Raw genomic sequence first — 13,870 nt, 5'->3', positions numbered from 1 at the left:
TTCGTCCGGCGCGCGTCGCGTCGCGCGATCAACGCGCGAGCGTCAGCTCGGCGGGCTGATCGCGCAGGGTCTGGGTCGCGGAGCTCGCGGCGACCATGATGGCGAGCGTCACGATGTACGGCGCGGCGTTGAAGAGGTGGTATCCCCAGGTGATCCCCACGGACTGGAGCGCCGGCCCGAGGGCGCTCGCGCCGCCGAAGAGCAGCGAAGCGAGGAGGCAGCGCACCGGGTTCCAGCGCGCGAAGATGACGAGGGCGACGGCCATGAGCCCCTGTCCGCTCGAGAGCCCCTCGTTCCAGCTGCCAGGGTAAAAGAGCGAGAGGAACGAGCCGCCGACGCCGGCGAGGAAGCCGCCGGCCATGGTCGCGCGCCGCCGGACCAGGTTCACGTCGACCCCCATCGCGCGGGCGCTGTCGGCGCTCTCGCCCACGGTGCGGAGCACGAGCCCGAAGCGGGTGCGGTTCAGCGCCCAGAGCAGGAGCGGGGCGAGCGCGGCCCCGATGAGGAAGAGCGCGTTCACCTGGAGCGCGGAGCGGACCTGGGGGAGATCGCTGAAGAAGCCGAGCGAGATTGCGGGCAGGCGGGGCGCCGTCGGCTGGATGAGCGGCTTGCCGAGGAAGAAGGCGAGGCCAACGCCGAAGAGCATGAGCGCGATGCCGACGGCGATGTCGTTGACGCGCGGCTTCGAGCACAGCCACGCGTGCAGCGCGCCGAGCGCGGCGCCGATGGCGCCGGCGGCGAGCACGCCGAGCCAGGCAGATCCGGTGAGGTAAGAGACGCCATAACCTCCCATCGCGCCCATGACGAGCGTGCCCTCCAGGCCGAGGTTCACGCGGCCGCTCTTCTCGGTGAGGCACTCGCCGAGGCTCACGAAGAGGAATGGCGTGCTGATGCGGATGGCCCCGGCGGCGACCGCGAGGGGGATGCCCCAGAGACCGAGCGCAGCTGCGTCGCTCATCATGCCACCGACGGCGCCGGAGCCGGCTGACGGACCTTGGGCTCGCGGGCAGAGAGGGAACGGCCATAAAGCGTCTCGCTGGCGAGGATCGCGATGAACAGGATCCCCTGGAGCACGCTCACCGTCGCGTCGGGGAGCCGCGCCGTCCGCTGCAGCAGGCCGCCGCTCGCGCCGATGCCGCCGAGCAGGAGGGCGACCGGCATGATCGCGAGCGGGTTGTGGCGCGCGATGAACGCGACGAGGATGCCGGTGTAGCCATAGCCGCTGACCAGCGACGCGTTGGCCCGGCCGTGGACCGCCGCGACCTCCACCATGCCGGCGAGCCCGGCGCACGCTCCGGCGAGCGTGCAGGTGAGCACGACGAGGCGCTTGACCGGCAGTCCGGCGAGGAGCGCCGCGCGGACGTTGCCGCCGCTCATCGCCGCGCCGAAGCCGAACGTCGTCCGGTGCATCAGCACATAACAGAGCGCGCAGGCGAGCACCCCGTAGGCGAGGCCCCAGTGGACCTCGAGGCCGGGCAGGCTCCCGAGCGCGTTCTCGGCGCCGATGGAGGCGGTCGAGGGCTTGTTGAGGCTCGCCGGGTCGCGCAGCGCGCCCTCGACGAGGTGGTTCAGGATCGCGATCCCGATGTAGTTGAGGAGGAGGCTGCTGATCGTCTCGCTCACGCCGCGGTAGACGCGCAGCGCGCCGGCGAGGCCGATCCAGAGCGCCCCGGCGGCGAGCCCGGAGACGAGCATCGCGGCGAGCACGGCGGCGGGCGGCGCGCCCCACGCCCGTGCGGCCAGCGCCGCCGACGCGGCCGAGAGCCCGCCCATGGCGAGCGCGCCCTCGCCGCCGATGACGATCAGGCCGAGCCGGGCCGGCAGCGCCGTGCAGAGCGCGGTCAGCATGAGCGGCGCGGCCCGAAGGAGGGTGTTCTGGAGCGAGAACCACGTGCCGAAGGCGCCGCGGACCATGTCGTGATAGACGCTCAAGGGGTTCACCCCCTGGGCTGCCACGAACGCGCCGAACACGAGGAGCGAGGCCGCGAGGGCCCCGAGGGGGATGGCGATCGCTTCGGTCGTCTCACGCCCGAGCAGCCCGTGCGAGATGACTTTCACGCTGCCGAGGATAAGGCCTCCATTATTTCCACACGTTTTCGGGGAGCTTGCTTGTCGTGACAGGACGGACAGGACGGGCGCCTCGCGCCGGGACAACCCGCTCCGGCCGGCGAGCGACGCGCCGTTGTCATGACGTGCGACACCCCGGGGGCTCACCGGGTCGAGTGACGCTGTGGTGGGGTGGCCGCGCTGCGATGTGGCGGTAACGCGGCGATGTGGTGGCCGCGGCGACCGCGAACGGTTCGCACAGCGCGGCGGTCTCCGCCTTGCACTCGCCGTCGCGTGCCGGTGAGTTTGCTTGGCGTTCATTGCGTGGACGGCGAAGAGAGCGGCGAGCGCTCGCGCGCCTGAAAGATCTGGGAATGCCGAGGTCCGCGCCGTGCGGCCCCGGCGAGCCTCGTTCCTGTGCCCACGTGCGCCGCGCGCCGCGCGCCGCGCGCCGCGTAGAGGACCGCCGATCGATCCCACCCGCAAACCCCTGACTGGAGGTAACGCTGTCATGCGGTTCGAACGAACGATTCTGTTCCTGCTAGGCGCCGGTGTCCTCATGGCGTCTCGCCCGGCGGTGTCGGCGGACCTGACCTGCTCGTCGAGCGCGACCCTGGAGGCGCTCGTGACGTGCATTCGCGATCAGATGCCCGGCAGGGACTCAGGCATCTTCGTCACCCCGAGCGCGACGCAGCTGACCGCGTGGCGGAGCGTCGTTCGCACCATGATGGGCGGCAGCTGCACTATCGTGCTGCCGTCCAGCCTGTCGTCGTCCGCGCGGATCCGGCTCCTCCGCGACGTCAACAATGGACGAAGGTACTGTGTGCTCATGGAGGTCGGCGATCGGAACAGCGACGGGACCGTCGATATCGGGCTGGGCACGTTCATCGTGGACGCGGCCGCGGAGCGAGAGCTCGCTCATTCGGCGCCGCATGCGACAGCGGACCTGGAGACGGAGATCCAGGCCGTCAGCATCTTCAAGGCGACGAGATCCCGCAGCTTCCTGATGGCCGGCGCTCACCGCGATGCGAGCTTCACCGACAGCGTTTGCCAGAGCTCGACCATGGTCTCGGACGTGGCCCACAACGTGACGAATGCGTTTCACGCGACCTACCTGGAGCTCGCGGCCTTTTATGGATCGAATCCCTGGTGGGGCGTTCAGTGGCATGGCATGGCGAGAGACACCTGCGCGGAGGACGTGTTCGCCTCGCACGGCATGGATGTCGCCCCCGTCTCGGGTGACAAGATACTGGAGCTCAAGCGCAACTTGCTGGCGAGCAAGCCCACCTGGCGGGTCGGCGTTCCCGGCAGCAGCGATTGTTCGCTGAACGCGACGACCAACGTTCAAGGCAGGCTCCTCAACTTCGTTTCGGCGAGCCAGGTCTGTGGCCGCTCCGCCACGAGCTACAGCGGGCGCTTCGTTCACATCGAGCAAGATCCGGCCTTTCGCCTCGCGGACTACTGGATCAATGCGGTCAAGGCCACCTGGCCATGAGGGCCGCTCCTCGGCCGCGCGCTGCGGAGCGAGCCTGGCGATGAAGTGAGGAACGTATAGGTCTCGCTCGCGCGCTCGAGTCGTGCGCGTCGTGGAAGGCGCCCTGGAGATTTCGCGTCGCGCGGAAGGCCGCCCGGGTGAACAGCGACGCGCGAATTCAGGTTTGCCTCGGAAACGATGGAATCTTTCAGCGATAACGAAGTGAATGCGGTTCGACGGCAGGTTCTACAAGGGGCGCCTCGATATCGGGAGCAATGACCAGAACGTCGACAACAACGCGGGCTTCTTCATGTACCAGAAGGCCGAAGGGGGCGACGCGCAGACGAAGCGCCTCGACAAGGACGGCCTGGGCCAGGGGCAGGCGACGTACTCCTCGCACTTTCCGCGCTCGAGGCGCTCTGTTCAACGAGCTCTACTACTACGCCATCGCGGGCACGTACTGGGAGGCCGGCGCGGCGTCCGGCCAGCCGGACGACCCGGACGACCCGGACGACCCGGACGACCCGGACGAGGACATGTTCACCAGCCTCGAGTCGTACATCTACCCGTTCTACGGGACGTCGGACGTGCGCTTTTACGGCTCATGGGCGCTGTTCGCGCCCTGGCCGGACATCGACAAGCAGGAGGTGCGGCAGTTCTGCGACAGCGTGACGACCACGGCGCTCCGACAGGCCGCGCGCAATCGGGACGACCGCGCACGATTTCGGAGACACCGACAGCCTCTTCCGCAAGTGGAACGCGTACACGTACCGCGACTCGACCAACTGGAAGGACCTCAACTCCAAGCTGGCCCTGATGGTCTATCGCGACTGGGCGCTCACCGGGAAGACCGATACGGAGTTCCTCAGCTACTGCTGGCCCGCCGTGAAGATGGCGATGCAGAAGGTGAAGAGCCAGGACGACGGGACGAGCAACCAGACGCGGGAGTGCTGGGTGGGCACGTCCTGGGGCGTGGTGGCCGGCATGATCCAGGAGGGGCTCGCCCAGCAGGCCGGTGAGATCGGCGCTAGCCTGGTCGACACCATCTGGAACACCGACGGCCTGTGGTTCCGCACGCCGGAGGCCTGGGAGGCGAACGGTAACATCCGCGCTCCCTACTACATGCGAGCCACCTCCGCGTGGGCGGCGAAGCACGCGTACGACCTCAGCCCCTAGACGTCGCCACGAGCGCGCTCCGAGGGCCTCGAGAGAGAGGTATGGCGAGGTCCTCCGCGTGCTGGCTCCTGCCGCGCGGGGCGACACGAGAGACGTCGTGCCGCCACGGCATCCCAACCGGTAAGCCGCCGAGGCCGGCCGCCGCGCGCGGACGCTGAGTAAAGCCCCGCTCGCCCGGCGCACCGCATGCGCGCGCGCGGCAGGATCTGCGTGCCGCGACTTGGCGCATGTCCGCATGGTCGAGCTCCAGGATGTGGCACTGTTCGTGCTATGATTGTCAGCTCCCATGGATAGGACGATGTCAGATGAGCTCATCGCCTCCAGCGCGGAGCGCGACATCGATGTACCCCTCGCCAAGCTGCTGGAGGCGGCGCCCGACGCGATGATCGTGGTCGATGAGCGTGGAACGATCGTCTACGTCAACGGCGAGGCCGAGCAGATCTTCGGCTACGCGCGCGAGGAGCTCTTCGGCCGGTCGGTGGACGTGCTCACGCCGGTAGAGATCCGCGACCGGCACAAGGGCCAGCGGGACCGGTACGCCCGGAACCCACACGGCCGGCCCATGGGACAGGCGCTGAACATCATGGCCCGGCGCAAGGATGGGACAGAGTTCCCGGCCGACATCAAGCTGAGCCCGCTCACCACGCCGCGCGGCCTCCTGGTGACGGCCGCCCTGCGCGACATCTCGCTGCAGAGGCAGACCGAGGAGCGGCTCCGCACCTACGCGCGTCACCTCGAGGTGCTCCAGGCCGACATCGGGAGGAAGAACGTGGAGCTCGAGCAGCGCAACCGGGAGCTCGAGCAGTTCGCCTATGTCTCATCGCACGATCTCCAGGAGCCGCTCCGGAAGATCGTGGCCTTCGGCGATCGCCTCAAGGAGCGGTGCAGCGAGGCGCTGGACGATCGCGGCCGCGATTACCTCGAGCGGATGCAGAGCGCCGCGCGGCGGATGCAGCTCCTCGTCAGCGATCTCCTGGAGTTCTCCCGCCTGACGACGAGGGGCAAGCCGTTCGAGGTCGTGAAGCTCGACCAGGTCGTCCAGGCGGCGCTCTCGGATCTGGAGGTGGCCATCGAGCGGAGCGGGGGGAAGATCGACGTGGGCGAGCTGGCGACGATCGACGGCGACTCGGTGCAGATGCGTCAGCTCTTTCAGAACTTGCTCGGCAATGCGCTGAAGTTCCATGGCAAGGGCGTCCCGCCCCGGGTGAAGATCTGGGGACGCGTGGAAGACGCGGGCGAGGCGGGCGCTCCGGCGATCTACGAGCTCCATGTGGAGGACAATGGGATCGGCATCGATCCGAAGTATTCCGAGCGCATCTTCACGGTCTTCGAGCGGCTGAATCCGCGCGCCGAGTACGAGGGGACGGGGATCGGCCTGGCGATCTGCAAGAAGATCGCGGAGCGCCATCACGGCAGCATTCAGGTGAAGAGCGAGCCAGGGCGCGGCAGCGACTTCGTCATCCGGCTCCCCATGACCCACCCGAGCCGGACCGACGGTGCAGGCAAGAACATGAAGCCACAGCAGGCCGAGGCGGCGCCCGCACGGGCGAGCACGGGGCGCCACGCGGGGGAGACATGACCCTGAGCAAGCGATCCATCACCATCCTCTACGCCGACGATGATCTCGACGACCAGCTCCTCGTCCAGGAGGCGCTCGACGAGGCGCGGCTCCTGAACAATCTGCACTTCGTCAACGACGGCGAGGAGCTCATGGACTACCTCCGCCGGCACGGGCGCTTCGCGGATCCGGAGGTGTCGCCCCGCCCGGGGCTCATCCTGCTCGACCTGAACATGCCGCGGAAGAACGGCCGCGAGGCGCTCGCCGAGATCAAGCACGATCCGGATCTCCGGAGGATCCCCATCATCGTGCTCACCACCTCGAAGGCGGAGGAGGATATCTATCGATCTTACGATCTCGGGGTCAACTCGTTCATCTCGAAGCCGGTCACGTTCGCGGGGATGACCGCGGTCATGAAGGCGCTAGGGAACTACTGGTTCGAGATCGTCGAGCTCCCGCCGGACGTCGAGCACGCGCATGAATACGGGAACGATCAAGGTTCTTCTGGTTGACAACGACGAGGAAGACTGTCTCCTCGTCAAAGACATCCTCGCCGAGGTCCGAGCCACACGCTACGACGTCACGTGGGTGAGCACCTGTGAGGCCGCGCTCGTCGCGCTCAAGGAAGGACGACACGATGTCTGCCTCCTCGATTACCGCCTCGACGGCTGCACCGGCATCGAGATCCTGGAGGCGGTCCACCCGCCGGGCTGTGCGATCCCGATCATCATGCTGACCGGCGCGAGCGATCGCGAGATCGACGTCGCCGCGATGAGCGCCGGTGCCACAGACTACCTCGTCAAGGGGCGTATCGACGCGCAGCTCCTGGAGCGCACCATCCGGTACGCGATCGGCCACAAGGCGGGCGAGATCGAGCTCAAGCGGAAGAACCGGCAGCTCGTCCGGATGCACGAGGAGCTCGCCCAAAAGAACGCCGAGCTCCAGCGGCTCAACGAGGAGAAGAACGCGTTCGTGGGGATCGCCGCGCACGACCTCCGGAACCCGCTCGGGGTGATCATGGGGTACAGCGACTTCTTGCTGTTCACCCAGCGTCAGCGGATGAACAAGGAAGAGCTCGAGATCGTCGACAAGATCCGATCGTCGAGCCGCTTCATGCTCTCGCTCCTCAACGATCTCCTCGAGATCTCGACCATCGAGTCCGGCAAGCTGAACCTGGACAAGCGGAGCGCCGATCTCGTCCAGCTGGTGGAGGCAAACGTCGGCCTCAACACGGTGCTCGCGAGCCGCAAGAACATGGAGCTCCGCTTCGAGAGCCCGAGCGAGGTGCAGCGGGTGGAGGTGGACACGCTGAAGGTGGAGCAGGTGCTCAACAACCTGATCAGCAACGCCATCCATTACTCCCCGCACGGCACGGTGATCCGGGTCATCGTGCGGTGCGAGGGCGCCGAGGTCCTCATCGCGGTCAAGGACGAGGGGCCCGGCATTGCGCCCGAGGACGTTGGCAACCTGTTCCGGCCGTTCGGCCGCGCGAGCACGATGAGCACCGGCGGTGAGCTCTCGACGGGCCTCGGGCTCGCCATCGCGCGCAGGATCGTCGAGGGGCACGGCGGGCGGATCTGGGTCGAGACCGAGCTCGGCCGCGGGGCGACGTTCTTCGTCTCATTCCCCGTCCCGGCTCCTGTCCCGGAAGCGACCGAGTCGAGCGTGACGGGCAGCGGCGGATCCGCGGCCGCGGGGAGCGCGACCGCAGCGTAGCCGTCGTGCCGCGGCTCCGGCCGCGCGTGGCGCGCGTCACCGGCGCTCGTCGGGTGTGTCTCGCCTGCCACATCACCCGCCCGGATTCCGCCGTGGACTCGCCTCTTGCGCCCGCGGCATCCCCATTGCTGAGTCGCGGCCATGTCCGTCGCTCCGCGCCTCCGATCTGCGCCCGCCGTTCTCGCGGTCATCGCCCTCAGCCTGGCGTGCGTTCAGGGCGCGCGCGCCCCCAACGTCCCGCCTCGAGGGACGCTCGCGCCCGGCGCGCTCGAACCGGGCGGAAAGGCCGCGGCAGGGCCGTTCGCGGTGGTGTTCGGCGCGCCCCGCGGGCAGACCACGAGCCCCGCCGAGATCAGCCTCGTCTTCAACCGGCCGATGCGATCGCTCGATCTCGCGGGCAGCGAGGCCGCGGCGCCCGCGGTCCTGAAGCCGTCCGCGCCTGGACGCTGGCGCTGGGTCGGCACGAGCGGCCTCACGTTCGTCCCCGAAGGCCGCCTGCCGCGCGGCACGGAGTTCACCGTCGAGGTCCCGGCGGGCACCCGCGCGCTCGACGGCAGCGCGCTCGCCGAGCCGTACTCCTTCACCTTCCGAACCGAGCTGCCCGCGGTCGCGCGCGTCGAGCCCTGGTCGGGCAAGGACGACCTCAAGCCGGAGGCGAGGTTCGAGCTGCGGTTCAACCAGCCGGTCGACACCGCCGAGATCGCGCGGCGCGCGTCCCTCACGGTGGGCGATCGAAAAGACAAGGTGGCGTTCGAGGTGCGGCGCCCCGACGCGAAGAACGAGATGCTCGCCGAGCTCGTCCCCCGCGCGCCGCTGCCGCGCGACAGCGAGATCGAGATCGCCGTGGCCGAGGGCCTCCGCGGCCGCGAAGGGCCGCTGCCGGCCGGCGAGGAGCAGCGGTTCACGTACCGCACCTACGGGCCGCTCCGGGCGCTGCGCCCCCAGTGCGATCGCGACTCGCCGCAGGGGCGCTGCGCGGCCGACGGCGGGTTCACGCTCGCCTTCTCGAACCCCATCAAGTTCGCGGACGCGAAGCGGGCGATCTCGGTGGAGCCCGCCGTCAAGCTGCTGTGGCCGTCGTGGATCGAGGACGACGAGCCCACGAGCCACATCCCCCTCGGCGGCGCCTTCGCCCCGGGCCGCAGCTACCGGGTGCGCGTGGCCGCCGGGCTGCGCGACGTGCACGGGCAGGCGCTCGCCGGCGTCGTCACCGAGGAGATCGCGTTCGACGATCGCTGGCCCGAGGCGCAGATCGGCCTCGTCGGGAGCGTGTTCGAGCCGGCCCAGCGTCGCGAGATCCCGGTCGTGTCCGTGAACGTGCGCGAGCTCTCGCTCGCGGTCGGCGCGATGACCGAGGAGATGATCCTCGCGCTCCAGGGTGATCCGCACAGCCCGGGGCGCAGCCCGAAGATGGGCGAGATCGCGGCGCTGCCCTCCGGCAAGCAGACGGTCCTGCGGCCGGCCGCCGCGACCAACACGCCGGCGACGCACCTCGTGCGCGCCGCCGAGGTGCTGGGCGGCGAGGGCAAGCGCGGGCCGCTCGCGATCGGGATCAGCTACACAGCCCGGCCCGGGACGCGGCACGCGCGCACCACCTCCGAGGCGGTGATCGCGCAGGTGACCGACCTCGGGATCAGCGCGAAGGTCTCGCCGAGCGGCTCGCTCGTGTGGGTGACGCGCCTGTCGACGGGGGCGCCGGTGCCCGGGGCGCGCGTGTGGATCCGGGCACCGGGCGCGCCCGCGCCCGCGGCGGTGTCGACCGACGCCGAGGGGTTCGCGGTCGTCCCAGCGACGGCGCACGGTCCGGAGGCCTCGACGACGCTCGGGCGCAGCGTGGTCTTCGCGCGCGCGGGCGACGACTGGACGTACCGCACGGTCGCCGACTCGCTCAACGGGTGGCGCTTCGGCGCGGCGTCGGACTTCAGCGAGGCGCGCCCGTTCGGGATGATGTTCTCCGATCGCGGCATCTACCGGCCGGGCGACACGGTGCGCGTGAAGGGGATCTTCCGCGAGGAGGGCGCGCGCGGGGCGAGGACGCCGGCCGGCAAGAGCGTCGCGCTCAAGGTCGAGGGGCCCGACGGCGAGGCGCTCGTCTCGCTCTCCCCGACGCTCGGCGCCTTCGGCACGTTCTCGGCCGACGTGAAGATCCCCGAGAGCGCGCGGCTCGGCACGTACAGCCTCGCCGCCACGGTCCAGGGCGGCGAGGCGGGGTGGCCGGACGTGATGGGCAGCGTCGAGGTCGCCGAGTACCGCCCCGCCGAGTTCAAGGTCGGCGTCGAGAGCGACAGGCCGAGCTACGTCCGCGGCGACAAGGCGCGCTGGACCGCGCGCGGCGATTACCTGTTCGGGGCGCCGATGACGAACGCGGAGGCATCGCTCTCCGTGACGCGCGCGCCGGCGTCGTTCTCGCCGCCGGGGATCGAGGGGTTCACGGTCCGCGAGGACGAGCTCACCGACGCGCTGCGGGACCAGGCGCCGCGCGGGTTCGAGGTGCAGAGCGCGCGCGAGAAGCTGGACGCGGCCGGGCAGGCGTCGATCGGCGCGGCGCTCTCGATGCCGGGGCAGCGCGGCACGGAGCTCGTCACGTGCGAGGCGTCGGTCACCGACGTGTCGCGGCAGACGATCGCCGGGAGCTCGACGGCGCTCGTGCACCCGGCCGAGTTTTACGTCGCCCTCAAGGAGCCCGAGCTCTTCGCGAAGGCGGGCGACGTGCTGCGGCCGGAGATCCTCGCGGTCGATCCGAAGGGGGCGCGCGTCGCGCAGGTCGCGGTCCGGGTCGAGCTCGTGCACCGGACGTGGACGCTCGCGCGGGAGGAGAGCGGCAGCGCGTACCGCAGCGTGAGCGCGCCGGTCGACAAGGTCGTCGCGCGGTGCGGCGTCACGACGGCGGCGGCGCCGCGGAGCTGCGAGCTCACGGTCCCGTCGGGGGGCTATTACCTCCTGCACGCGACGGCCAGGGACCGCCGCGGCAACCCCGTCGGCGCCGCCGCCGGGGTCTACGCGCTCGGCGAGGGCGGCGGGGGCTTCGGCGACAGCGACGAGCTCAAGGTCGACCTCGTTCCCGACCGCGACAGCTACGAGATCGGCCAGACGGCGCGCATCATCGTGAAGTCGCCGTTCGCCTCCGCCGACGCGCTGGTCACGGTCGAGCGCGCCGGGATCTCGACGCACCGGAAGGTGACGCTGTCGGGCGCCATGCCCGTGATCGACGTCCCGATCACGGAGGACCTCCGGCCGAACGCCTTCGTCTCGGTGCTGCTGCTGCGCGGGCGGACGAAGCCGCAGCCCGCGCCGGGGAAGGGCGGGGCGCCTGGGCCCGACGTCGGGGCGCCGGCGTTCCGCCTCGGCTACGCGCCGCTCCGCGTGAACCCGGAGGCGCAGCGGCTCGCGGTGCGCGTCCGCGCCGACAAGGCGGACGCGCGCCCCGGCGATCCGATCCGCGTGGACGTCGACGTCCGCGATCGCGCCGGCCAGCCCGCCCGCGCGGAGGTCACGCTCTACGCCGTGGACGAGGGCGTGCTGTCGCTGACGGGGTACACGACGCCGGATCCGATCCCCGTGTTCGGCGCGCCGCGCCCCCTGAAGGTGGCGACGATCGAGACGCGCGAGGCGCTCGCCCGCGTGCGCAACCCGTTCGCCGACCTCGGCGCCGACAAGGGGCGCGCGGGCGGCGGCGGCGCCGAGGGCGGCACGGGCGTGCGCCGCGATTTTCGCCAGAGCGCCTACTACAACCCCGCGCTCGTGACCGACGCCTCCGGGCAGGTGCACGCGAGCTTCAAGCTGCCGGACTCGCTCACGACGTACCGGGTCATGGCGGTCGTGGCCGCCGAGGACGATCGCTTCGGCTACGGCGAGTCCCGGGTGACGACGAGCCGCCCGCTCATGGCCCGGCCCGCGCTGCCGCGCTTCCTCCGCGCGGGCGACGCGATCGACGCGGGGGTGGTCGTGACCTCGAAGGGGCTCGCGAAGCCGGCGACGGTCGAGGTGGAGGTCACCGCCTCGGGGCTGACGCTCGCGGGCGGCGCCAAGCGCTCGGTCGAGCTCGCGCCGGGCGGGTCGGCCGAGGTCCGCTTCGCGCTCTCGGCGCCGCGGGCCGGCCCCGCGACGCTGCGCTTCCGCGCCACCGGCGGCGGCGCGTCGGACGTTGTCGAGGTGAACCGCGAGATCAAGGCGCCCATGGCGCCGGAGGCCGTCGCGCTCTACGGCGACACCACCACGGCGAGCGCGGAGCGGCTCGGGGACCTGTCGGCGATCCGCGACGACACGGGCGGGCTCACGGTGAGCCTCGCGCCGACAGCGCTCGTGGGCCTCGGCGGCGGCGTGGAGCAGCTCCTCGAGTACCCGTACGGCTGCACCGAGCAGCTGACGAGCCGGATGGTCCCGCTCCTGTCGCTGCGCGACCTCGCGAAGGCGTACGGGATCGCGCTGCCGAAGGACCTCACGGCCGTCATCGGCAAGACGGTCCGGGAGATCCTCTCGCACCAGCGCGGGGACGGGGGCTTCGGCTTCTTCGCCGAGTCGGACAGCGCGGACCTGTGGACCACGGCGTACGCGCTGTGGGGCCTCACCGAGGCCAGGCGCTACGGGGTCGCGGTGCCGCCCGACGCGGCGGAGCGCGCGACGTCGTACCTGCGCCAGGAGCTCAACCGGATCGGCGCCGACCCGCTCCTCCGGGCGACGGCGCCGTTCCTCGTCGACGTCCTCGCGGCGAGCGGCGCCCCCGACCCCGGGCGCGCGAGCCAGCTGTTCGACGAGCGCGACAAGCTGCCGCTCTTCTCGAAGGCGCTCCTCGCGCACGCGATGGTGATCGGCAAGAGCGACAGGGCGTCCGTGGATCAGCTCGTCCGCGAGCTCGAGGGCGCGCTGCGCCTCGACGGGCCGGTCGCGCGGGCCGTCCACAACCACGGCGACGCCTACGCGGTCCTCATGGACTCCGAGGCCCGCACCTCGGCGCTCGTGCTGCGCGCGCTGCTCGCGGCGCGGCCGGCGCACCCGCTCGCGCCGCGGCTCGCGGCGGGGCTGCTCGCGGATCGCCGCGGCGGTACGTGGCGCAGCACGCAGGAGACGGCCTGGGCATTGCTCGCGCTCGATCAGTACCGGAAGGCGCAGGAGAAGACGGCGCCGGACTTCGACGCGCGGGTGTTCCTGGGGCAGGCGGAGCTGTTCTCCGCGCCGTTCCACGGCCCCACGACGGAGCAGGTCAAGACGTCGATCCCCGCGGCGAGGCTCGCGAGCGCCGCGGGCGCGCCGCTCGCGTTCGCGGTCGACGGGCGCGGCCGCCTGTTCTACGAGGCGCGGCTCCGCTACGCGCGCAAGCAGCTCCCGACGGAGGCGCTCGACCGCGGCTTCTTCATCGAGAAGTCGCTCCGCGCGCTCGCGCCCGAGGACCTCTCCGCCGTCGTCGGCGGCGCGGCCGGCGCGGCCCCGCCGTCGGTCGCGTTCGCCGGCGGCGACCTCGTGCTCGGCGAGATCGTCGTGGTGACGCCGTCTCCGCGCGACTTCGTGGTCATCGACGATCCGCTGCCGGCGGGCCTCGAGGCGGTCGACGCGCGGCTCGCGACGTCCGCGCGCTCGCTCGACGTCGACGCGGCGGAGGCCCAGGCCGAGGCGGACGACGCCGACGCCGATCAGGACGACCTGCGCGCGACCGGCCGCGTCTACGACCCGAGCCGCTTCGTCCGAGAGATCCGCGACGATCGCGTCCTCTTCTTCGTCGATCACATGGCCGCCGGGATGTACCGGTACCGGTACCTCGCGCGCGCCACGACGCTCGGCTCGTTCGTGGTCCCGCCCGCGCGCGCGGAGGAGATGTACAGCCCCGAGGTCTTCGGCCGGACGGGCTCCGTCACGGTCCAGGTCGGGAGCCGAGGGCCGGACGCGGCGCCGCGTCCGCGCTGAGC

Annotated in this window: 9 protein-coding genes and 1 pseudogene; 7 read left to right on the top strand and 3 right to left on the bottom strand. The window is 71.1% G+C overall.

The window, feature by feature from the left end; genetic code table 11:
• Positions 1 to 28: 28 nt before the first annotated feature.
• Positions 29 to 958, bottom strand: coding sequence for an ABC transporter permease (locus tag WME95_RS24535; RefSeq protein ID WP_437911019.1), 930 nt, complete (start codon positions 956 to 958; stop codon positions 29 to 31).
• Positions 958 to 2,058, bottom strand: coding sequence for an ABC transporter permease (locus WME95_RS24530; RefSeq protein ID WP_437910832.1), 1,101 nt, complete (start codon positions 2,056 to 2,058; stop codon positions 958 to 960). Before WME95_RS24530 ends, WME95_RS24535 begins: the two co-directional genes overlap by 1 nt.
• Before the next feature lie 547 nt (positions 2,059 to 2,605).
• Between WME95_RS24530 and WME95_RS24525 the strand changes: the two genes are divergently transcribed.
• Entirely contained in the window at positions 2,606 to 3,541 is a 936-nt protein-coding gene (locus WME95_RS24525; protein ID WP_437910831.1) for a hypothetical protein, read from the top strand.
• A gap of 418 nt (positions 3,542 to 3,959) precedes the next feature.
• On the opposite strand, the gene WME95_RS24520 is transcribed toward WME95_RS24525, so the two are convergent.
• On the bottom strand, positions 3,960 to 4,082 hold the full coding sequence (locus tag WME95_RS24520) for a hypothetical protein (RefSeq protein ID WP_437911141.1): 123 nt from the start codon (positions 4,080 to 4,082) through the stop codon (positions 3,960 to 3,962).
• On the opposite strand from WME95_RS24520, the pseudogene WME95_RS24515 reads away from it, so the two are divergent.
• From WME95_RS24515 to WME95_RS24490, 6 genes and pseudogenes are all read left to right on the top strand, one after another.
• Positions 4,057 to 4,384, top strand: a pseudogene (locus WME95_RS24515) (GH116 family glycosyl hydrolase); the annotation flags it as partial. The gene WME95_RS24520 and the pseudogene WME95_RS24515 overlap by 26 nt on opposite strands.
• 27 nt (positions 4,385 to 4,411) lie before the next feature.
• Positions 4,412 to 4,696: a GH116 family glycosyl hydrolase gene (locus WME95_RS24510; RefSeq protein WP_437911018.1), complete on the top strand. Its 285-nt coding sequence runs from the start codon at positions 4,412 to 4,414 to the stop codon at positions 4,694 to 4,696.
• A gap of 298 nt (positions 4,697 to 4,994) precedes the next feature.
• Complete coding sequence (locus WME95_RS24505) at positions 4,995 to 6,275, top strand: sensor histidine kinase (protein WP_437910830.1); 1,281 nt, start codon at positions 4,995 to 4,997, stop codon at positions 6,273 to 6,275.
• Positions 6,272 to 6,766, top strand: coding sequence for a response regulator (locus WME95_RS24500; protein WP_437719276.1), 495 nt, complete (start codon positions 6,272 to 6,274; stop codon positions 6,764 to 6,766). The genes WME95_RS24505 and WME95_RS24500 overlap by 4 nt, the downstream gene beginning before the upstream one ends.
• Positions 6,732 to 7,970, top strand: a complete 1,239-nt coding sequence (locus WME95_RS24495; protein ID WP_437910829.1) for an ATP-binding protein — start codon at positions 6,732 to 6,734, stop codon at positions 7,968 to 7,970. The genes WME95_RS24500 and WME95_RS24495 overlap by 35 nt, the downstream gene beginning before the upstream one ends.
• A gap of 141 nt (positions 7,971 to 8,111) precedes the next feature.
• A complete protein-coding gene (locus WME95_RS24490) occupies positions 8,112 to 13,868 on the top strand; it encodes an MG2 domain-containing protein (RefSeq protein ID WP_437910828.1) in 5,757 nt (1,918 codons plus the stop codon).
• Positions 13,869 to 13,870 lie beyond the last annotated feature (2 nt).

The organism is Sorangium sp. So ce327, assembly GCF_051530205.1.
GTDB lineage: Bacteria > Myxococcota_A > Polyangia > Polyangiales > Polyangiaceae > Sorangium > Sorangium cellulosum_B.
The sequence above is the reverse complement of the archived record's forward strand: the minus strand, read 5'-3'. Positions and strand labels throughout refer to the sequence as shown.